We start from the raw sequence: 18,594 nt of genomic DNA, 5'->3' as shown, positions 1-18,594 counted from the left end.
TGCGGGTGCTCGGCCGGTCAGGGGATCGTCAGTTCCCCGGTGCGCAGGGCCGCGGTCACGCCGCCGTCCATGAGGAGGTCGGCGCCGGTGATGAAGCCGGCCTGGCGGCCGAGGAGGAACGCGGCCGCGTCGGCGACCTCGTCGGGGGTGCCGAAGCGTCCGGCCGCCGACACCTTGCGCACCTGCTCGAACCACTCCTGCCGGGGCCCGGACAGCTCGTCCAGTGCCAGCGGCGTGATGATGACCCCGGGGCTGACGGCGTTGATACGGGCGCCGCGCCTGCCCCAGGCGACAGCGGCGGTCTGCACCCGCAGCGAGTTGGCCCGCTTGGAGAGCGCGTAGGCGTGAACGGTGGATCCGACCTGGTCGGGCTGGAGGAACGGCAGCCGAAGCAGGCTCGCGGTGTCGGTGGTGGCGAGCGCGTGCTCGATCTCGGGTGCGTAGGGGCTCTCCCGGTGCCCGGCCATGCTGGCGATCACGATGCCGGCCCCGTCGGGGGCGACGACGCGGGCGAACGCGTCCAGCACCATCGCGGTGCCGACCAGGTCGACGTGCAGGATCCGCTCGATGCTCGCCTGGGTGGGGGAGACGCCGGCGGTGTGCACCACCTGGGTGACCGGCCCCAGAGCGGCGGCCGCGGTGGCCAGAGCCTCCACCGCGTCGCGGTCGGAGACGTCGGTGACGCGGGTGGTCACGTCGTGTCCCTCGCCCCGCAGACGTTCGGCGGCGGCCTCGGCCGCCTTGTCGCTGTGGTCGGCGAGCAGCACGGTGCGGCCGGCACCGACGCGGCGTGCGATGGCGAGACCGATGCTTCCGGAACCGATGACGACGACGACTTCCTTCGCGTCCTTGCTCATGTCTCCAACCCCTTCAAGCCGTTCAAGCCGTTCAAGCCGTTCAAGCCGTTCAGACCCTTCGCTCTGCGCTGTCGCGATCCAGCCTGCGGGAGGGGCACGCGGAGTGGCAGGCCGTGCCGTGCCGGGGAGCGACAGGGCCCCCCAGTTGCCTCCCGCGCGGGTCACGGCGCGCTGACACTGGAGGACATGACACGTGAGCACTCCGTCGACGGCGGCACCGAGCTGGGGCGCTTCCTGCGCGCCTGCCGCACTCGGCTGACGCCCGCCGAGGCCGGGCTCGCGGCAGGCTCCGGGCCCCGGCGCACGCCCGGGCTGCGCCGCGAAGAGCTGGCCACGCTCGCCGGAATCAGCATTGGCCTTTGCACCCGTCTCGAACGCGGCAAGGGGACCCGCCCCAGCCCGTCCGTCGTCGACTCCCTCGCCCGCGCCCTGCAACTGGACGACGACGAGCACGAGCACCTGCGCAACCTCGCGAGCAGGGCGGCCCGCAGCGGGCCCGAGCCCAGGACTGCTCCGTCACGGATGGTGCGGCCGGGCGTGAAGCTACTGCTGCAGAGCTTGCGCCCCTACCCCGCACACATCGTCAGCCGCACCACCGACGTGCTCGCACACAACCCGGGCGGACTGCGCCTGCTGGCCGGCCTGGAGCAATGGCCGGTCAAGGACCGCAACATCGCCCGCTACGTCTTCCTCCACCCCGCCGCCCACGACCTGTTCGACGACTGGAGCAACCAGGTCCGCAGCTGCGTCGCCCGCCTCCGCACCCTCGCCGGCACCGACCCCGACGCCCCCGACCTCACTCGCCTGGCCGGTGAACTCCTCGTCAGGAGCCCGGACTTCGCCCGCTTGTGGAAGCGCTACGACGTCAAGGCCCATGCGCACGGCCGCAAGATCTTCCACCACCCCGAGGTCGGCGACCTCACCCTCGGCTACCAGTCCATGGAACTCGAAGGCACGCCCGGTCATCGCCTCATCGCCTACTTCGCCGACCCGGACACGCCGGAGTACGACGCCCTGGTCCTGCTGGACATGCTCGGCTCCCAGCCGTCTCCGGCCCACCCGGCCCGATCCCACGCGTGACAGAGCCATTCACCAGCCTTTCCGCAGGTCATGCCCATGATCCGGTCGACCTGTCACACTGTGCGTATGGCACGTGAGCGGCGCGACGGCAACGGCGGCACGGAGCTGGGAACGTTTCTACGGGCCCATCGCGCCAGGGTGACTCCGGCAGAGGTCGGACTGCCGACCGGGCCGGGGGTCCGGCGCACTCCCGGGCTGCGCCGCGAGGAGCTGGCCACGCTCGCCGGCGTCAGTGTGGACTATTACGTCCGCCTTGAGCGCGGCAAGGAGACCAACCCGAGCCCCTCCGTCGTCGACGCGCTCGCCCGCGCGCTCCGGCTGGACCCGGCCGAACACGAGCACCTTCGAGTCCTCGTCGCGCGGGCCGCGGGCGCCTCCGCGCCGGGCTCACCGTCTTCCTGCGTAGAGACCGCTCTACCAGGGACCGAGCTGCTGCTGGAGAAGCTGAGGCCGTTCCCGGCCTACGTCCTCACCCGCACCTTGGACGTCCTCGCATGCACCCCGTCCGGACTGCGGCTGTTCTACGGGCTGGCGGACTGGCCGGTGGGAAAGCGCAACGTGGTCCGCTACGTCTTCCTGCACCCGGCCGCGCCCAAGCTGTTCGACGACTGGCACGACCAGATCCGCGCCGCCGTCGGCCGTCTGCGCTCTCTGCACAGCCTGGAGCCCGACGCCCCCGGCCTGGCTCCGCTCATCGACGAACTGCTGGGTGCCAGCCCGGAGTTCACCGACCTGTGGGAGCGTTACGACGTGCGGTTGCACACCCACGGCAGCAAGACCTTCCACCACCCCGACGTCGGCGACCTCACCCCCGGCTACCAGAAGATGCAGATCGAGGGCACCCGCACACAACGGCTTGTCGTCTACTACGCCGAGCCCGGCACCCCCGACCACGACAAGCTGGTACTCCTGGACATGGCGGGGGCCGAACGGAAGACGTGATGAGGGGGGCGCGTCGAGCCCGGGAACAGGGTTCCTGGCAGTGACACGGCCCCCCTGCCGCATAGCCTCCCTGATTTTCCGCTGCCAGACTGACTACTGCGCTCGGCCCCACGCGATGAGCCCTTCAGGGCGCTCACAACGCCGAGTTCGCCCGTATGCAAATTCCCTTCTCCTGCCCGGTGTTCACGCTGGGCAGGTGTGTGCAACGCAAGGAAACCTCCATGTCTGCCAGCTCGATCTCTCCGAAGAGAACAATCCGTACGGCCGCGATCGCTACCGCCGCCTCGGTGGTCCTCGTGTCCGCCCCCTCCGCCGTAGCCGCCACTCCGACGCTCCACCGACAGCGCGTCATCACGGACGTGCGGACCGTGGCCGAGTTCGACTACGCCGCCGGCGAGATCCCCGAGAACATCACCGTCAACCCGGACCGCTCCGTGACGCTGTCGATGATCGGCGCCCCGCCGGCAAGGCGCCTGCACTGGTGCGCATCTCGCCCTCCGGCCACCGCACCGTCCTCGCCACCTCCGCCCCAGGCGACGGCATCACCGGCAACATCCGCGGCAAGGACGGCACGGTCTACTACAACGTCTGGTCCTCCAGCGCGGCACGCGCCGGAGTGTGGAAGATCGCGCCGGGCAAGAGCCCCGTGCGTCTCGCGGCCCTGCCCACCGACGGGCTCCCCAACGGCATGGCCCTCCACGCCGACGGCCGCACCGTCTACGTCGCCGACAGCCTCAAGAGCACCGTGTGGGCCGTACCCGTCGCGGGCGGTCCGGCGAAGGCATGGCTGACCGATCCGGCCCTGGCCCCCGTCTCGTCCGAGGCGGTGCCCTTCGGCGCCAACGGCCTGCGCTTCCACAAGGGAGCCGTCTGGGTCTCCAACCTCGCCCAGGACAGCCTGCTGCGCATACCGGTCGCCGACGACGGGAAGCCCGGCCGCATCCACGTCGTCGCCAAGAACATCGACGGGGTGGACGACTTCAGCTTCCTGGGCGACCACTCCGATGTGGTCTTCGCTGCGCAGAACGCTCCTGACAAGGTGTCCGTGGTCTATCCGGGCGGCAGGGTGAAGACGGTGCTGACCGGTGCCGACGGCCTGGCCTCTCCGAGTGCCACCGCTGTCAGTGACGGCCGGTTGTACGTCACCGACGGTGGTCTGAACGCTCCGCACGATGCGCAGTTGCAGCGCGGGAAGATCAACGTTCCCGCTCTGTACCCGCACGCGAGGTCGTGATCCGGTTCTGACGGGGGGGGCGTCGGCCGATGCCCCCCCGTCAGCTCACTCCCACCCTCAGGCGCGCACCGTGTGGCGCAACTCCGCGAACCACCACGTCTCGACGGCCGCGAGCACCGCAAGGATCACGACCACACCCGTCAGGGCGGCCAGCGGCGGCAGGGCAGCCGCCGCCGGTGTCCAAGCGGCCACCACGACCAGGGCCGCCAGGCGGAACGGCCCCCACACGTTCACCGCCAGCCGCCCGAACAGCAGCAACCCGGCGAGGTAGAGGGTCGCCCCTCCGCACAGCGCGCCGGCGGAGAACCAGCCCAGCCCATGGCCGCTGTCGGCGTGACCGACGACCCCCTCGATGCCCAGTGCGGTCAGGACGATGCCTGCGACGACGGGGAAGTGACCGACGCCGTAGGCACCGGCTGCGAGCGCCAGCCGATCCTCACCGGCCGCCTCGTGCAGTCTGCGCCGCGCCACCAGGGTCACCACGTCGAAGTACAGCCACCACATCGCCATGGCCGCGCCCACGCCCAGGGCGGCCACCGCCAGCAGTGACACACTGACTGGCAGCTTGGCGGCGCCCACGCCCAGGGCGGTGAGCGATTCGCCGATGGCGATGATGATGAACAACTCGTACCGCTCGGCGAAGTACTCGGCGCTGTGAATACGCCAACTGCCCCTGCGGGACGTCGCGTACACCACTCCCCAGTCCACCGCGATCGCCGCCGCGAACAGTGCCGTCTGCACTCCCCCGCCGGCGGCCGCGCCCGCGAGCAGCAGGCCTGCCCCGGCGAGCACCGGCGAGCACCGGCGGCCAGGAGACGACGACCTGGCGCACCAGTTCCCGGTCCTCGCGGGCGAGCAGGCCGTAGACCACCAAGTGCACGCAGCGCACGAACAGATACGCCCCCGCCAGCACGAGCGGACCGTCCAGGCCGCCCGGCGCGTCGTGCCACGCCTCCGGGACGGCGAGCGCCACCACGAAGATGCCGGCCATCGCCGGCCCCATGCCGGCGCGCAGGATCCCGAGATCGGCTCGTGCCTGGTTGCCGAGCCAGGCGTAGGCCGACCAGGACCACCACAGCAGTGCCAGCAGCAACAGCCCCTGCAGCACGCCCATTCCGCTGTGCGCATGGGCCATGAAGGCGGTGACCTGGGTGAGCGCGAAGACGTACACCAAGTCGAAGAACAACTCGAAGGTCGTCACCCGATGCCCCGGCAGCCCGACGATGTTCACCAAGACGCATGCCCTTCGAACCGTTGCTCTCTCCGCGCCCAAGCCTCCTCACCCCGGGCTCCGACCGGCAGGCCGCACTGTGCCGGGGAGCGCTGTTCAGGGGTGTGACAGGGCCCCCTTCCGGCTGGCATGCAGGTCACACGGCTCACAGACTGGAAGGCATGACTGATCCGCAGCAGAACAGCACACTCACCCTCAACAACGGCGTCACCGTCCCGGTGCTCGGCTTCGGCGTCTTCCAGAGCCCCGCGGAGGAAACGGCTGCGGCGGTGGAGACGGCGCTGCGCACCGGGTACCGGCACATCGACACGGCGGCGGCCTACTTCAACGAGCGACAGGTCGGCGAGGGTCTGCGGCGCTCCGGAGTGGACCGGTCCGAGGTGTTCATCGAGACCAAGGTCTGGGTCACGGACTACGGCTACGACGAGACACTGCACGCGTTCGAGAAGAGCACCCGCAAGCTCGGGGTGGACCAGCTCGACCTTCTGCTCCTGCACCAGCCGGTGCCGGAGCGGTTCGACGCCACGGTGGCCGCTTACAACGCATTGGAGAAGCTCTACGAGGAGGGCAGGGTCCGCGCGATCGGCGTCAGCAACTTCATGCCGCATCACCTCGCGGAACTGGTGGAGCGCACCAGCGTCGTCCCGGCCGTGAACCAGGTCGAGCTGCACCCGTACTTCACCCAGCCCGACGTGCAGAAGGCGAACGCCGAGCACGGCGTCCTCACCCAGGCGTGGTCCCCGATCGGCGGGATCACCTTCTACTGGGACAAGGACGGCGCCGGACGCAGCACACTCCAGGACCCGACCGTCCGGGCGATCGCGCAGGCCCACGGCAGGACGCCCGCGCAGGTGCTGCTGCGCTGGCACATCCAGCAGGGCCGCAACGCGATCCCCAAGTCCACCAACCCGGCCCGGATCGCCGAGAACTTCGACGTGTTCGGCTTCCAGCTGAGCTCCGCCGAGCTCGCCGCCCTGGACGCACTGGACACCGGTGTCCGCGGCGGCCCGGACCCGAACGTCACCAGCCCCGAGCGGTTCAAGGTCGTCATCCCCGAGGACTGAGGCCGGAGCACACCGGACGCCATGAGACGTGAGCACGCCACCGCGAGCGGGGGCACCGAGCTGGGGCGCTTCCTGCGCGCCCGCCGCGCTCGGCTCAATCCCGCCGAGGCCGGGCTCACGGCGCAGCCCGGGCGGCGGCGCACGCCGGGGCTGCGCCGCGAGGAACTGGCCACCCTCGCGGGCATCAGCATCGACTACTACACGCGCCTGGAGCAGGGCCGGGAGACGCGGCCCAGCCCGGCCGTGGTCGACGCCCTGGCTCGGGCACTGCAACTGGAGCAGGAAGAACACGAACACCTGCGCAGCCTCGCTCAGCGTGCCGCGCGCCGGACTGCCGAGCCGGGGACTGCTCCCTCCCGGGCGGTACGGCCGGGCGTCCGGCTCCTGCTGGAGAACCTGCGCCCGGGCCCCGCCTACGTCGTCAGCCGAGCAGGCGACCTCCTGGCCTGCAATCCGAGCGGGCTGCGCCTGCTGGCCGGCATCGAGGACTGGCCCGCCGACCAGCGCAACATCACCCGCTATGTCTTCCTCCACCCGGCCGCCCGAGACCTGTTCGCCGAGGACTGGAACAACCAGATCCGCGGTGGCGTGGCACAGCTGCGCGCCCTGGCCGGCACCCACCCCGACGCCCCCGACCTGACCCGACTGGTCGGTGAACTCCTGCTCAAGAGCCCCGAGTTCGCCCGCATGTGGGACCGGTACGAGGTCAGGGTCCGCGCGCACGGCCGCAAGACCTTCCACCACCCCGAGGTCGGAGTCCTCACGCTCGGCTTCCAGAACATGGAACTGGAAGGAACACCCGGCCACCGCCTCCTCGCCTACTTCGCCGAACAAGGCACCCCGGACCACGACGCCCTCGTCCTGCTCGACATGGCCGCCCAAGAGGGTGCCGCCGGGTCCCGAGGAGCAGGCCCGGATCAGGACGGCCCGGCGCCCCCGAAGCTCTGACCCCCTCGTCCCCGGCCACGAGATCGTCGGCGCGGTCACGCAGGTCGACTCGGAGGTCACCCAGCACGCCGTCGGCGACCGCGTGGGCGTCGGCCGCATTCGCCAACCGGCGCTCCTACACCGGTTCCTCCGGTGTCGCCGGCGGCTCGGTGGGCGTCGGGCCGGGCGGGCTGAAGAGGACGGCTCGGGCCACGGGTGGAGCGAACAGGGCGGTGACAGGCGCCGAGAGGGTCAGCACGGAACGGAAGGCACGCCCCACGACAGGGTCACCGGGGGACCGCTCCGTGACCCGGCGCAGGTACCACCCCGCGACGCGGTCCGCAGACCCGCCGGCGACCGCGGTGCCCACCGCGCCCGGCATGGTGCGGTCCGCCCCGGCGGAGATGTCCCATGCCTGCCGGGAGGCCGCGAGGAGCGCCTGCTGTACGCGCCGCGTGGTGGGCGTCCGGCGCCCGTCGGCGAGCGCGTCGCGCAGGGCTACCGCGCTCATCGCGGCGACGGCCATGCCCTGCCCGTAGATCGGGTTGAAGGTGCACAGCGCGTCGCCGGTGGCGAGGAATCCGGCCGGGCGGCCGCCGGACAGGTCGTAGCGGCGGCGGATGTTCGCGGTCCGCCGGTAGCCGAACGCGGGCGAGAGCGGTTCGGCGTCGTCCAGCCACCGGTCCAGGAGCGGATGCCCCAGCCGCTTGGTGTACGTCTCGAACTCGTCGTCCCCCGTGGGCGGTTCGTCGCCGCGCAGCCCCGAGACGATGACCAGGTGGCTGCCGTCCTCCAGCGACAGCGCACCGCCGGCATGGACCTGGTCGGGGTTGGGGTAGACGTAGTAGCCGAGGGTCTCGCCGTCGAGGACGCCCTTCCTCCCACGGTAGACGCGGGAGGCATAGGCGAGCCCGGTGTCGATGGTCTCCTCCTGCGGAGTCTCGGCACCGATCGCCGCAAGCCACTGCGGTGCCTTGGTTCCGCTGCCGGAGGCGTCGACGACCAGATCGGCCTCCAGGGCCCGGTGCTCCGCGCGTGCGCCGTCGGAGCGGTCGCGCAGCAGCACGCCCCGCACCCGCGAGGCATCACCGACAAGCCCCACGGCATCGGTCCCCTCCACCACACTGATCACGGGATTGGCGAGAACCCGCCGTCGCACCAGCTCCTCCAGCTGCGCGCGGGAGCCGGTGTAGATGTGCGTCGTCGCGGGCCACCGGCGGAACCAGCGGCCGTTCTGCCACAGCACCATGTCCGACGGCATGCCCACCCGCGGCGCCCCGGCCGCCCGCAGCTCCGCCAGGAAGCCCGGCAGCAGCGACTCCAGAGCCACCTGCCCGCCCTGCAGCAGGACATGGGGATGCCGGCCCTGCGGAACGCCGGGCCGCGGCCCGGTGCCGTCGGGGAACCGGTCACGCTCGACAACGGTCACGCGGTCGGCGTATCCGGCCAGAGCGTGCGCCGCGAGAAGCCCCGCGAGGCTCCCGCCCACGACGACCGCATGCCGCCCGCCCCTACCGCCGCCCTCGCCCCAACTGCCCGTTCCTACGGCAGAGTTCACCGATTGCTCCCCTGGTCGCCACGTCGCGAGAAGACACAAGTATCCCGCCCCGCAGAACGAGTCGCCGTATTCCGGACACGATCACGGCAGGGAGCGGGTGCAGTCCAGGGGAAACTCGTAGGCCGCGCGGTTCACCGTTGCGTCCCCCTTCTGCCGCCGGAACTCCAACTCTACGTTGAACAGCAGGAGATGAAAGGATCGGCCTGAGCAACCATGCAGGGGGAAGGTGGTCAGCATGTTGGGCAGGGTGCGTAAGTCCTGTGCAAGATTCTTCAACGCCGTTCGCGCGGACATCAACGCGGACATCAACAGCGACCGGAACGAACGTACACACAATCTTTTCGAAGCCGCCGCCACGTACGTCTCGGCCTGCGCGGAGGACGACCAGGACCGGCTCGAGGAGGCGGCCGGCTGGGTGTCGCCGGAGGCGCTGTCCTTCGGGGTCAACGAGCTGGCGTGCCGGGCGGTCATCGCGCTCGCGCGGGAGCGCGACGAGTCGCCGGGGACGGTGGCCCGCGCACTCCTGGGGCTTCCGGCGGCCTGACGCGCCGGGCCGCAGGCGGTCGATTCGCCCCGTCCAGCCGGAAAACTGCAGCTCCGGGTGTGCTTGTGAGTCGTGACAAGCTGCTTCCGCTCGCACTAGGGTGCGCGCGATCGGATGAATCCATGGGGAGGCTGGGATGGCCGGGACGGACGAGGACGCCGTCGCCGCCGCGGACGATGCGCTTTATGTGCTCACGGCGGTACTTCTGACGCCGGCGAAGTTCCCGAGCGTGCTGGGCGACGACTATCCGGAGGCCTGCGCGGCACTCGGCCTCGCGCCGCTCGCCGACGGATACGGCCTGGTACTCGGCCAGGACGGGGACGGCGCCCGCTGGACGGTCGTGGTCGACGACGTCTCCCTGGTCGCCGTCGCGATCGCGTCCTGGGACTGCGGAATGGAGTACGACCTGTCGCCGGACGAGCGATCGGTCGTCGCCGCACTGCCGGGCTGGCCCCTCGCGGTCGCCGTGGCAGCGCCCGGCGTACCCGCGCCGCACGATCCCGGCCCCGAGGTCGCGGACGGTCCGCCGCTGACGCCGCCGGACACGAGCAGGTGGGGGCCGGCCCAGCGGCGGCTGGGTGCCGACGAGATCGCGCTCCAGTGGGCGGTGTGGCGGGAGCAGATCGACGATGCCGACTTCCCGAACCCGAACGGGGCCACAGCGGCCGCCGACGACGCGGAGGAGGCCGCGGAGGTCGCGGAGGACGCTCAGGCCGAGACGGCAGAGCAGGGCCAGCAGGGCGAGCAAGGAGACGGGCAGCCGAGGCACGGCGGGGTCCGGCGGGTGCTTGCCGAGGCGCGCGCGTACGTGGACACACCGCCGCCCCTCGGCCGCGTCCGGTCGTCCTTCGCCCCGGGTGACGCGCGGACCCTGCGTGCCGACGGTCCGGGCTGGTCGCTCGTCGCCCGGACCGACGACATCGCGTTCGTGCTGCTCGACGCGGAGCCCGGCGAGGTGCTGCCGGTCGGCCGCGGACCGGAGCTGCCGAGCCTGTTGGACGCGCTCGAAAAGATGGCAGTCCGCCCTATTTGAGTCCACGCGGACCGAGCCCCGCGCGCGATGCCGCGGCGGGGCTCGGGGCCCTGTACTCGCAGTGCCCTGCACACCGGGGCGACGGGGCGCATGCAAGGGTGCGAACTGGGAAGGGCAGGGGCCGGCCCCTCAGGCGGACGCGCCCGGCCGTCGGCCGAGCATGAGGCAGTAGGGGGGCAGGGTCTGCGACGCCCGGGGCCGCTCACCAGCATTCCCCGGCACACACCGGCACTCACGACCCCACGGTGAAGCTTTGCACCGGGCCTCCCCTCCCTGAATTCCTTCTTCCGCACACGGCATCACCCGAGGCCCCTGTTCTGGACCGCCATGCGGTGGGCGCGTTCCATGTGGTGCCGGCCCATGGATGCCGCGGAGACCGGACCGCACGATGGGGCAGCCGTCGGCGCCCGCTCTTTGCGGGCGGCCGTCCCTCCCGTCCCGCCCTGGAGGTCCATCATGCGTCCGTTCCGCGGTGTTCCGATCGTTGCCGCCGCGTTGGTGACAGCGGCGCTTGCCGGGCCGGCTCCCGCCCGAGCGACGCCAACCGCGGCAGTCGGCGGGGATCACTGCGCCCGCCGGGAGCAGGTGCATGTGCCGGGCGCCGCTTTCCAGCAGAGCGCCTGTCTGCCCGACCTGACCACATCCGGACTCGCCGGCACGCCGTACACCGACATGGCCGACCAGGCGGGCCTGACGGCCAAGGCCACCCAGAATCCGTCCGGGGTTCCGGGGGTGCAGATCGACGGCTATTTCCCGGACTCCTCGCACTTCAACACCACCCACGGCTGGCGGCACGACGCCCAGTTCGTGATCCGCTTGCCCGACCACTGGAACGGCGGCCTGGTGGTCACCGGCGCACCCGGCACGCGCAGGCAGTACGCGACGGACACAGCGATCTCCGACCAGGTGCTCGCACAGGGGTACGCGTACGCGGCGACCGACAAGGGCAACAGCGGTGCCGACTTCTACCGCGACGGATCCCGGCCCGGTGACGCGGTCGCCGAGTGGAACGCGCGGACCACCCAGCTCACCCTGGCGGCCAAGCGCGCGGTGGCCCAGCGGTACGGGCACGCCCCGCGCCGCACCTACATGACCGGGATCTCCAACGGCGGCTATCTCACCCGCTGGCAGCTGGAGAACCACCCGCGGCTGTACGACGGTGGCGTGGACTGGGAAGGCGCGCTGTGGACCGCGGACGGACCCAACCTGCTCTCCTCCCTGCCCACCGCAGTGGCGCGGATGCTGGGCTCGGCGCGGGACGAGGACCTGTACGCGGTGGGCTTCGCGCGTGGCTCCGAGTTTCTGTGGCCGTACCACGAGAAGGCGTACTGGGGCGTCACGCAGAAGATCTACCGCGCCGAGTTCGACCCGGCCTACGCCCCCGGCTGCCCCGGCCCGTCCGCCGGGACCACCCCGGACAAGATCCTGGCGCCCTGCGCCGCCGACGCCACGTACGACTACGCGTCTCGCCCCGCCGCCGTCCATCGCGCCGTGGCCCGTGTGTCGCTCACCGGGCGCATCGGAAAGCCGCTGATCACCCTGCACGGCGACCTGGACGCCCTGCTGCCCAAGGCCGTCGACTCGGATGTGTACGCGCGGATGGTCGACGCGAGCGGACGCGGCGCGCTGCACCGCTACTACACGGTCCAGGGCGGCACACACGTGGACGGGCTGTACGACACCTATCCGGACCGGTTGCGGCCGATCCTGCCCTGCTACCGCTCGGCCTTCGACACGCTGGTCTCCTGGGTGCAAAGGGGCACGCAGCCGCCCGCGGACCACACCATCACGCGGCCCGCGGGCGGCGATGTGGTCGACTCGTGCGCGCTGGCCGACCGGGCCGCTCCCGTGCGGTAGTCCCTCAGCGGCCGATCTCCTTGCGGGTGATGCGGCGCAGCCTGCGCCGCTGCGAGGGGTCCAGCGTGAGATATGCGGCGGTCGGGACTCCCACGACTATCAGGACCACTGCCCAGAAGGGCAGCCAGATCCACAGGAAGAGCCCGAGCGCCACACCTCCAATGGCGATCTTCGCGTTCGTTGACATCTGCGTAGCCTCCTTCGCGGCCACTGCCGCTCTCTGTCCTGAAAACGGGCCCGTGCCTCCCGCAGTTCCGTTCCACGACCCTGAGACGCCCCTGAGGTGCGACCCCGACTTGTCCCTGAGAACACTCTCCGTCATTCCGCCCTGAGGGGCTCCCCCACCTCGTGCAGGTGCCGCAGGGCCTGCCGATAGGAGTCGACGAGCCCGGTCTCCGTATAGGGAATACCCAACTCCCGGCAGTGGGCGCGCACCAGGGGCTGGGCGAGCCGGAGATGGGGGCGGGGCATGCTCGGGAAGAGGTGGTGCTCGATCTGGTAGTTGAGACCACCGAGGAACCAGTCGGTCAGGATGCCGCCGCGGATGTTGCGCGAGGTGAGCACCTGCCGGTGCAGATGCCCCCACCGCTCGCCGTTCGGGTCGGGCATCTCCATGCCCTTGTGGTTGGGGGCGAAGGCCAGGCCCAGGTGCAGACCGAACAGGGCCTGGTGGAGGGCGGCGAACGCGAGGGCCTTGCCCGGGGACAGCGAGGTGAGCAGCAGCGTCGCGTAGGCGGCGACGTGGGTCACGAGGAGCAGGCCTTCCACGGCGCGCTCCCGGGGTGCCTGCCGACGCAGGTCCTTGAAGCCGTGGATCTTCAGGGCGACGCCTTCGAGGAGGGTGAGGGGGAAGAAGAGCCAGGCCTGGTTGCGGGTCAGCCAGCGGCGGAAGCCCGACCGCTGCTCGGCCTGTGCGCCGGTGAAGACGAGGACGTCGGCGACGACGTCCGGGTCCTTGTCGATGTGGTTGGGGTTGGCGTGGTGGCGGTTGTGCTTGTCGTTCCACCAGGCGTAGCTCATGCCCAGGAGCAGGTTGCCGTGGATCAGGCCGATGACACGGGCGGCCGTCTTGCCGGCGGTTATCTGGGAGTGGCCCGCGTCGTGGCCGATGAAGGCCGTGCGGGCGCAGAACAAGGCGAGCAGCGGTGCCAGGAGCAGTGACCACCAGGAGTCGCCGGTCAGGATGATGCCCGTGACGATGCCGGCCAGGGCGAGCGCGTTGGTGGCGATGCCGAGCGCGTACCAGGTGTGGCGCCGCTCCAGGAGTCCCTGGCCCCGGACCGTGCGCAGGAGAGGCGCGAACTCGCTTCCGGCGGGCGGTGCGTCGCGCGTGCCCCGGACGGGGTCGGCGACGGCTGTGGTGGGCTCGGACATGTCCGGTCTCCGGCTCTCTCGGGCAACGGGCTGACCTGAGGAAACGTACGAAACGATGACCTGTTGCGACCATGACGCCACCACCCGTGTCCGGGCGGGGGTCTGCCGGTGACCGCGAGGGGGGGTTGACGACACCCTTGGGCGAGACGATCCGGGTGAGCGCTCGGCCGTGCCCGGAAGCCCGCCGTTTGCTGTACCCTCGGCGGCTCCGACCCCCAGTAGTCAAATTTGAGGAATGCGGCTTCGCTGTGCAGAGGATCCCCGCGGCAACACCGTCCGAGATCTCCGAACTGACCCGCTGCTGCGCCGTTTTCGTGCCCGGTGACCCGGCCCGCACCGGCCGGGTCGCCTTCTGGCGGCCCGACGGCACCGCCCCTGTGCCTCTCGCGGCCGGGTCCGCCGAGGATCTGGCCGTCGTCCTGCCCGGCGGCGACGGCGTCGAGCTGGTAGAGGTTCCCGCCGTGCTGCTGCCGGTGCGGGCAGCACTGCCGGTCCTCACGCGTGCGCGTACCGACGCGCAGGCACACCGGGGGGCCGTCTTCTGGGGCACGGCTGCTGTGCTGGCCCTGCAACTCCTGGCGCGGGGGCTGCTGTTGCCCGGTCTGTCCCCCGGCGATCATGACGCCTGGCGCGTCGGCCCCCTGCCCCTGGACGACATCGACCGCATCCGTGGGCTGGCCGCCGCGATGCCGCCCGAGGCGCATGCCGTGCCGGTGGACGGCTCCGGGCCGCTGCGGCTGCCCGACCCGGAGGGTCTGCTGCGCGCCTTCCTGGACGCGGTGGCCGACACGCTCCCCCGCTCCCCTGCTGCCTCGCTGGTGACGGGCGGGCCCGCCTACGCGGCGCGGAAGCCGCAGCACATGCCCGGGCAGCGCGCGTGGGCGGCCGACGTCGCCGCGGGCCACGATGCGGGCGTACGGCTCTCGCTGCGGATCGAGGCGCCCGGCCTTGCCGACCTGACGCAGGACGACGCCGCGGTGTCGTTCCGGGCCGTGCTGCAGGTGCACAGCGTCAGAGATCCGGCGCTGGTGGCGGACGCAGCCGAGGTCTGGGGCGGTTCCGCGGACAGGGGCGGGGGTTTCGGCCCGCGCGCGCGGATGGACGCCCTGCTCGCACTGCGCCGGGCGGCCCGGTCCTGGCCGCCGCTGACGCCCCTGCTCTCGGCGAGCGTGCCGGGTGCCGTCGAACTCGCCGACGAGGAGGTGACCGAGCTGCTCGCAGAGGGTGCCCGGGCCCTCGCCGCAGCCGGAGTCGACGTGCACTGGCCGAAGGAGCTGGCCCGCAAGCTGACCGCCCGTGCGGTGATCGGCCCACCGGACGAGGAGCCGGTGGGTGACCGGGCCGCCTCGGGTGCACCGTCGTTCCTGTCCGCCGACGCGCTGCTCGCCTTCAACTGGCGCTTCGCACTGGGCGACGAGCGGCTCACGCGCGCGGAGCTGGACCGGCTGGCCGAGGCCGACCGCCCCGTGGTGCGGCTGCGCGGCCAATGGGTCCTCGTCGACCCCCGGGAGGTGCGCCGCGCCCGCGCCCAGCAGGACCGCAAGATCACACCCATCGATGCGCTGGGTGCCGCGCTGACGGGCTCGACGGAGGTCGACGGCCTCCGGGTCGACGTACATCCCACGGGGTGGCTGGCGGCCCTGCGGGAGCGGCTCGCGGCCCCGGAGGCGCAGGAGCTGGTCGCGCAGCCCGCCGCTCTCGCGGCCACCCTGCGGGACTACCAGCGCCGCGGCCTGAGCTGGCTGGCGAGGATGACATCCCTGGGCCTGGGCTGCTGTCTGGCCGACGACATGGGACTCGGCAAGACGATCACGCTGATCGCGCTGCATCTGCACCGGCAGAGCGACGCGGCGACGGCCGGCCCCACGCTCGTGGTGTGTCCGACGTCGCTGATGGGCAACTGGCAGCGCGAGATCGAGAGGTTCGCACCCGGCACGCCCGTGCGCCGCTTCCACGGGGCGCGGCGCAGTCTCGACGCGCTGGCCGCCGGGGAGTTCGTGCTCACGACGTACGGGACGATGCGCCTGGACGCGCGCAGCCTGGCCGAGGTGCCCTGGGGCATGGTCGTGGCGGACGAGGCGCAGCACGTGAAGAACCCGTACTCGGCGACCGCGCGGGAGCTGCGTTCCATCGGCGCACGCGCACGCGTGGCGCTCACCGGCACCCCGGTGGAGAACAACCTGTCGGAGCTGTGGGCGATCCTGGACTGGACGACCCCGGGACTGCTGGGCCGGCTCGGCACCTTCCGTACCCGCTATGCGCAGGCCGTGGAGGGCGGTCAGGATCCCGCCGCGGCGGAGCGGCTCGCCCGGCTCGTCCAGCCGTTCCTGCTGCGCCGCCGCAAGTCGGATCCGGGGATCGCGCCGGAGCTGCCGCCGAAGACCGAGACCGACCGTGCCGTGTCGCTGACCAAGGAACAGGCGGGCCTGTACGAGGCGGTGGTGCGCGAGACGCTCTCGGAGATCGCCGGCGCCGACAGCATGGCGCGGCGCGGGCTGATCGTGAAGCTGCTGACGGGGCTGAAGCAGATCTGCAACCACCCGGCGCAGTTCCTCAAGGAGGAGCGGCCGCAGATCGCCGGGCGTTCGGGGAAGCTGGAGCTGCTGGACGAGTTGCTCGACACCATCCTCTCCGAGGGGGCGGGCGTTCTGGTCTTCACGCAGTACGTGCGCATGGCGCGCATCCTCGAACGGCACCTGGCAGCCCGCGGTGTCACCTCGCAGTTCCTGCACGGCGGGACGCCCGTCGCGGAACGCGAGGCGATGGTACGGCGCTTCCAGGACGGTGAAGTCCCCGTCTTCCTGCTGTCGTTGAAGGCCGCGGGCACCGGACTGAACCTGACGCGGGCCGAGCACGTCGTGCACTACGACCGCTGGTGGAACCCTGCGGTCGAGGCGCAAGCCACCGACCGCGCGTACCGCATCGGCCAGACCCGGCCCGTGCAGGTGCACAAGCTGATCGCGGAGGGCACCATCGAGGACCGCATCGCCGACCTGCTCGGCCGCAAGCAAAAGCTGGCCGACGCGGTGCTGGGCCCCGGCGAGGCGGCGCTCACGGAGCTGACGGACACAGAGCTGGCCGACCTGGTGGAACTGCGAGAGGGCACACGATGAACCGGCACGACGCCGACCCGGAGCGCACGTTCGGCGCGCTGCCGCCCGCGCACGGGCGGGGGTTCGCGGACACGTGGTGGGGCCAGGCCTGGCTGAAAGCCCTGGAGGACACGGCACTTGACTCGCAGCAGCTCAAGACGGGCCGCAGGCTCGCGCGCGCGGGAGCCGTGGGCGCCGTGTCCGTGCGCCCGGGACGTATCACGGCCGTGGTCCAGGGCCGTGATCGTACGGCTCACCGGGCCGATGTCCTGCTGGCGGAGCTGGACGGCGAACAGTGGGACCGTTTCCTGGACATGGCGGTCGAGCGGGCCGGACATGTCGCGGCGCTGCTGGACCGTGAGATGCCGCCGCATCTGGTCGAGGACGCAGCGGCCGCAGGCGTCGAACTGCTGCCGGGCTTGGGCGATCTGGAGCCGGAGTGCGACTGCGGCGCCTGGGACCACTGCGGGCACACGGCGGCCCTATGCTACCAGGTGGCGCGGCTGCTGGACCAGGACCCGTTCGTGCTGCTGCTGATCCGCGGGCGCGGCGAACGCGCCCTGCTGGAGGATCTCCAGGCCCGCAGTGCCACGCCCGCGCCCGTGGCGGAGCCCTCCGGGCCGGAGGGGGTGGACGCCGCCGAGGCGTACACGACCGGCGCCATCCTGCCGCCGCTGCCGACCCTGCCGGAGTTGCCCACGGAGCCCGGTGTGCCGCCGTCCCTGGACACCGAGGCCCCGCCCGGGCGGGGCGTGGACCCGGTCGCCCTGCGCCATCTGGCCGCCCGGACGGCCGCCGAGGCACATCGCCTGCTCGTCGAGGCTCTCCGTCCCGGGCCCGAACAGCAGCCGCTGGAAGAGGAGTTGACGGTCGCACAGGATGCGGTGCGACTCGCCGCAGGGGCGCCTGAGACGGCGGTGGCGCAGCGGCTGGCCGACGGATCGGGACGGGACCGGGAGGGGCTGGCGCGCGCCACGCGCGCGTGGGGCTTCGGCGGTGCGTCCGCGCTGTCCGTGCTGGAGGAGGAGGGGACCGTCCCGGGCGAGGCTCTCGCACGCGCGCGTGCCGCCCTGCAGTCGGCTTGGGACGAGGACGAACGGCCGTCGCTGCGGGCGAGCGGCAATCGGTGGACGGTCGTCGGCGCACCGGCCCAGCTGCGCCTGGGGCGGGACGGGCGCTGGTGGCCGTACCGGAAGGAGCGCGGCCGCTGGATGCCCGCCGGGGCCGCTTGCCAGGATCCGGCGACGGCTCTGGCCTCGGTGGAGCCGGCTCCCGGGGAGGAGCCCGCCTGAGGGGCGCCGCAGTTGGCCCGGGCGGCGGAGCCCCGCCGCCCGGGCTCACACCGGCTGTGCGGGGCGCCGGGCCCAGAACAGGGCTTGTCCGGCGTCTCCCTCGGGCACGAACTCCTCCCGTTCCAGCCTCGCCTCAGCCCGGTCGGGGTGATCCAGGCACGGTTGGTGGCGGCGTCCGCGTGGCTCCACCGCATCGGGGCCCCACCGCCGAGCCAGTTGTCCTCACTTCCGGCCCACGCCCGGCGTCCTGTGGTGGCCACAGCCGGCGGCAGGTGGATGAGGGCGTACGGGGAGACGACCACCTCGAAGGAGGCGGTGCCGATGGTGGCGGCCGTGGCGTCGCCGCGGATGAGCTGCGCCTGCGGAACCCGTTCCCGGCGCGCTGCGGCCATCGCGAACGGTTTTTCCTGTGGGAGGCCGACGCCCCACGTTCATCCGACCGTCGCGATGCGTTCGCTGCGGTGCCCAAATCTGGCCGCTGTCAACGAACTTGTCCCTCAGGAGGCCCG

Annotated in this window: 16 protein-coding genes and 2 pseudogenes; 11 read left to right on the top strand and 7 right to left on the bottom strand. The window is 72.0% G+C overall.

Annotation, left to right across the window (positions count from 1 at the left end):
• Positions 1–17 precede the first annotated feature (17 nt).
• Positions 18–857: an SDR family oxidoreductase gene (locus P2Q00_RS22720; protein ID WP_275774489.1), complete on the bottom strand. Its 840-nt coding sequence runs from the start codon at positions 855–857 to the stop codon at positions 18–20.
• Positions 858–1,043: 186 nt separating this feature from the next.
• On the opposite strand from P2Q00_RS22720, the gene P2Q00_RS22715 reads away from it, so the two are divergent.
• From P2Q00_RS22715 to P2Q00_RS22705, 3 genes are all read left to right on the top strand, one after another.
• Complete coding sequence (locus P2Q00_RS22715; RefSeq protein ID WP_275774488.1) at positions 1,044–1,937, top strand: helix-turn-helix transcriptional regulator; 894 nt, start codon at positions 1,044–1,046, stop codon at positions 1,935–1,937.
• A gap of 66 nt (positions 1,938–2,003) precedes the next feature.
• The gene (locus P2Q00_RS22710) at positions 2,004–2,879 is read left to right on the top strand and encodes a helix-turn-helix transcriptional regulator (RefSeq protein WP_275774487.1); all 876 of its coding nucleotides are present in this window, start codon (positions 2,004–2,006) and stop codon (positions 2,877–2,879) included.
• Positions 2,880–3,360: 481 nt separating this feature from the next.
• Positions 3,361–4,113, top strand: a complete 753-nt coding sequence (locus P2Q00_RS22705; protein WP_275774486.1) for an SMP-30/gluconolactonase/LRE family protein — start codon at positions 3,361–3,363, stop codon at positions 4,111–4,113.
• A gap of 57 nt (positions 4,114–4,170) precedes the next feature.
• On the opposite strand, the gene P2Q00_RS22700 is transcribed toward P2Q00_RS22705, so the two are convergent.
• The gene (locus P2Q00_RS22700) at positions 4,171–4,905 is read right to left on the bottom strand and encodes a low temperature requirement protein A (RefSeq protein ID WP_275774485.1); all 735 of its coding nucleotides are present in this window, start codon (positions 4,903–4,905) and stop codon (positions 4,171–4,173) included.
• 79 nt (positions 4,906–4,984) lie between these two features.
• Positions 4,985–5,284: pseudogene (locus P2Q00_RS50955) on the bottom strand (low temperature requirement protein A); the annotation flags it as partial.
• 221 nt (positions 5,285–5,505) lie between these two features.
• On the opposite strand from P2Q00_RS50955, the gene P2Q00_RS22695 reads away from it, so the two are divergent.
• From P2Q00_RS22695 to P2Q00_RS22685, 3 genes and pseudogenes are all read left to right on the top strand, one after another.
• Complete coding sequence (locus P2Q00_RS22695; RefSeq protein ID WP_275774484.1) at positions 5,506–6,408, top strand: aldo/keto reductase; 903 nt, start codon at positions 5,506–5,508, stop codon at positions 6,406–6,408.
• 21 nt (positions 6,409–6,429) lie between these two features.
• The gene (locus P2Q00_RS22690; RefSeq protein WP_275774483.1) at positions 6,430–7,356 is read left to right on the top strand and encodes a helix-turn-helix transcriptional regulator; all 927 of its coding nucleotides are present in this window, start codon (positions 6,430–6,432) and stop codon (positions 7,354–7,356) included.
• A gap of 1 nt (position 7,357) precedes the next feature.
• Positions 7,358–7,456: pseudogene (locus P2Q00_RS22685) on the top strand (alcohol dehydrogenase catalytic domain-containing protein); the annotation flags it as partial.
• 15 nt (positions 7,457–7,471) lie between these two features.
• On the opposite strand, the gene P2Q00_RS22680 reads toward P2Q00_RS22685, so the two are convergent.
• Both P2Q00_RS22680 and P2Q00_RS22675 read right to left on the bottom strand, forming a co-directional pair.
• Positions 7,472–8,824 (bottom strand): NAD(P)/FAD-dependent oxidoreductase, encoded by a 1,353-nt coding sequence (locus P2Q00_RS22680; protein WP_275774807.1) that lies wholly within the window; start codon positions 8,822–8,824, stop codon positions 7,472–7,474.
• 150 nt (positions 8,825–8,974) lie between these two features.
• Positions 8,975–9,130 (bottom strand): hypothetical protein, encoded by a 156-nt coding sequence (locus P2Q00_RS22675; RefSeq protein ID WP_275774482.1) that lies wholly within the window; start codon positions 9,128–9,130, stop codon positions 8,975–8,977.
• On the opposite strand from P2Q00_RS22675, the gene P2Q00_RS22670 reads away from it, so the two are divergent.
• From P2Q00_RS22670 to P2Q00_RS22660, 3 genes are all read left to right on the top strand, one after another.
• A complete protein-coding gene (locus tag P2Q00_RS22670) occupies positions 9,129–9,437 on the top strand; it encodes a hypothetical protein (RefSeq protein WP_275774481.1) in 309 nt (102 codons plus the stop codon). The two genes, P2Q00_RS22675 and P2Q00_RS22670, sit on opposite strands and share 2 nt — an antisense overlap.
• Before the next feature lie 136 nt (positions 9,438–9,573).
• The gene (locus P2Q00_RS22665; protein WP_275774480.1) at positions 9,574–10,470 is read left to right on the top strand and encodes a hypothetical protein; all 897 of its coding nucleotides are present in this window, start codon (positions 9,574–9,576) and stop codon (positions 10,468–10,470) included.
• A 456-nt stretch (positions 10,471–10,926) separates the two neighbouring features.
• Positions 10,927–12,327, top strand: a complete 1,401-nt coding sequence (locus P2Q00_RS22660) for a tannase/feruloyl esterase family alpha/beta hydrolase (RefSeq protein ID WP_275774479.1) — start codon at positions 10,927–10,929, stop codon at positions 12,325–12,327.
• Between the two features lie 4 nt (positions 12,328–12,331).
• Here the strand turns inward: P2Q00_RS22660 and P2Q00_RS22655 are convergent, their stop codons facing one another.
• Both P2Q00_RS22655 and P2Q00_RS22650 read right to left on the bottom strand, forming a co-directional pair.
• On the bottom strand, positions 12,332–12,514 hold the full coding sequence (locus P2Q00_RS22655) for a tail-anchor membrane protein (protein WP_275774478.1): 183 nt from the start codon (positions 12,512–12,514) through the stop codon (positions 12,332–12,334).
• A 131-nt stretch (positions 12,515–12,645) separates the two neighbouring features.
• Positions 12,646–13,701, bottom strand: a complete 1,056-nt coding sequence (locus P2Q00_RS22650; RefSeq protein ID WP_275774477.1) for a fatty acid desaturase family protein — start codon at positions 13,699–13,701, stop codon at positions 12,646–12,648.
• Between the two features lie 248 nt (positions 13,702–13,949).
• On the opposite strand from P2Q00_RS22650, the gene P2Q00_RS22645 reads away from it, so the two are divergent.
• Both P2Q00_RS22645 and P2Q00_RS22640 read left to right on the top strand, forming a co-directional pair.
• The gene (locus P2Q00_RS22645; protein ID WP_275774476.1) at positions 13,950–16,814 is read left to right on the top strand and encodes an SCO1167/SCO6262 family helicase; all 2,865 of its coding nucleotides are present in this window, start codon (positions 13,950–13,952) and stop codon (positions 16,812–16,814) included.
• On the top strand, positions 16,811–18,085 hold the full coding sequence (locus P2Q00_RS22640; protein WP_275774475.1) for an SWIM zinc finger family protein: 1,275 nt from the start codon (positions 16,811–16,813) through the stop codon (positions 18,083–18,085). The genes P2Q00_RS22645 and P2Q00_RS22640 overlap by 4 nt, the downstream gene beginning before the upstream one ends.
• Positions 18,086–18,594: the final 509 nt, after the last annotated feature.

It is taken from the genome of Streptomyces coacervatus, assembly GCF_029223485.1.
GTDB lineage: Bacteria > Actinomycetota > Actinomycetes > Streptomycetales > Streptomycetaceae > Streptomyces > Streptomyces coacervatus.
This window is presented reverse-complemented; position numbering and strand designations above follow the sequence as displayed.

Excerpts from the sequence above, each read along its gene's own strand:
- P2Q00_RS22720 (WP_275774489.1), bottom strand. The coding sequence starts at position 857 with ATGAGCAAGGACGCGAAGGAAGTCGTCGTCGTCATCGGTTCCGGAAGC.
- P2Q00_RS22715 (WP_275774488.1), top strand. The coding sequence starts at position 1,044 with ATGACACGTGAGCACTCCGTCGACGGCGGCACCGAGCTGGGGCGCTTC.
- P2Q00_RS22710 (WP_275774487.1), top strand. The coding sequence starts at position 2,004 with ATGGCACGTGAGCGGCGCGACGGCAACGGCGGCACGGAGCTGGGAACG.
- P2Q00_RS22695 (WP_275774484.1), top strand. The coding sequence starts at position 5,506 with ATGACTGATCCGCAGCAGAACAGCACACTCACCCTCAACAACGGCGTC.
- P2Q00_RS22690 (WP_275774483.1), top strand. The coding sequence starts at position 6,430 with ATGAGACGTGAGCACGCCACCGCGAGCGGGGGCACCGAGCTGGGGCGC.
- P2Q00_RS22670 (WP_275774481.1), top strand. The coding sequence starts at position 9,129 with ATGTTGGGCAGGGTGCGTAAGTCCTGTGCAAGATTCTTCAACGCCGTT.
- P2Q00_RS22675 (WP_275774482.1), bottom strand. The coding sequence starts at position 9,130 with ATGCTGACCACCTTCCCCCTGCATGGTTGCTCAGGCCGATCCTTTCAT.
- P2Q00_RS22665 (WP_275774480.1), top strand. The coding sequence starts at position 9,574 with ATGGCCGGGACGGACGAGGACGCCGTCGCCGCCGCGGACGATGCGCTT.
- P2Q00_RS22660 (WP_275774479.1), top strand. The coding sequence starts at position 10,927 with ATGCGTCCGTTCCGCGGTGTTCCGATCGTTGCCGCCGCGTTGGTGACA.
- P2Q00_RS22655 (WP_275774478.1), bottom strand. The coding sequence starts at position 12,514 with ATGTCAACGAACGCGAAGATCGCCATTGGAGGTGTGGCGCTCGGGCTC.
- P2Q00_RS22650 (WP_275774477.1), bottom strand. The coding sequence starts at position 13,701 with ATGTCCGAGCCCACCACAGCCGTCGCCGACCCCGTCCGGGGCACGCGC.
- P2Q00_RS22640 (WP_275774475.1), top strand. The coding sequence starts at position 16,811 with ATGAACCGGCACGACGCCGACCCGGAGCGCACGTTCGGCGCGCTGCCG.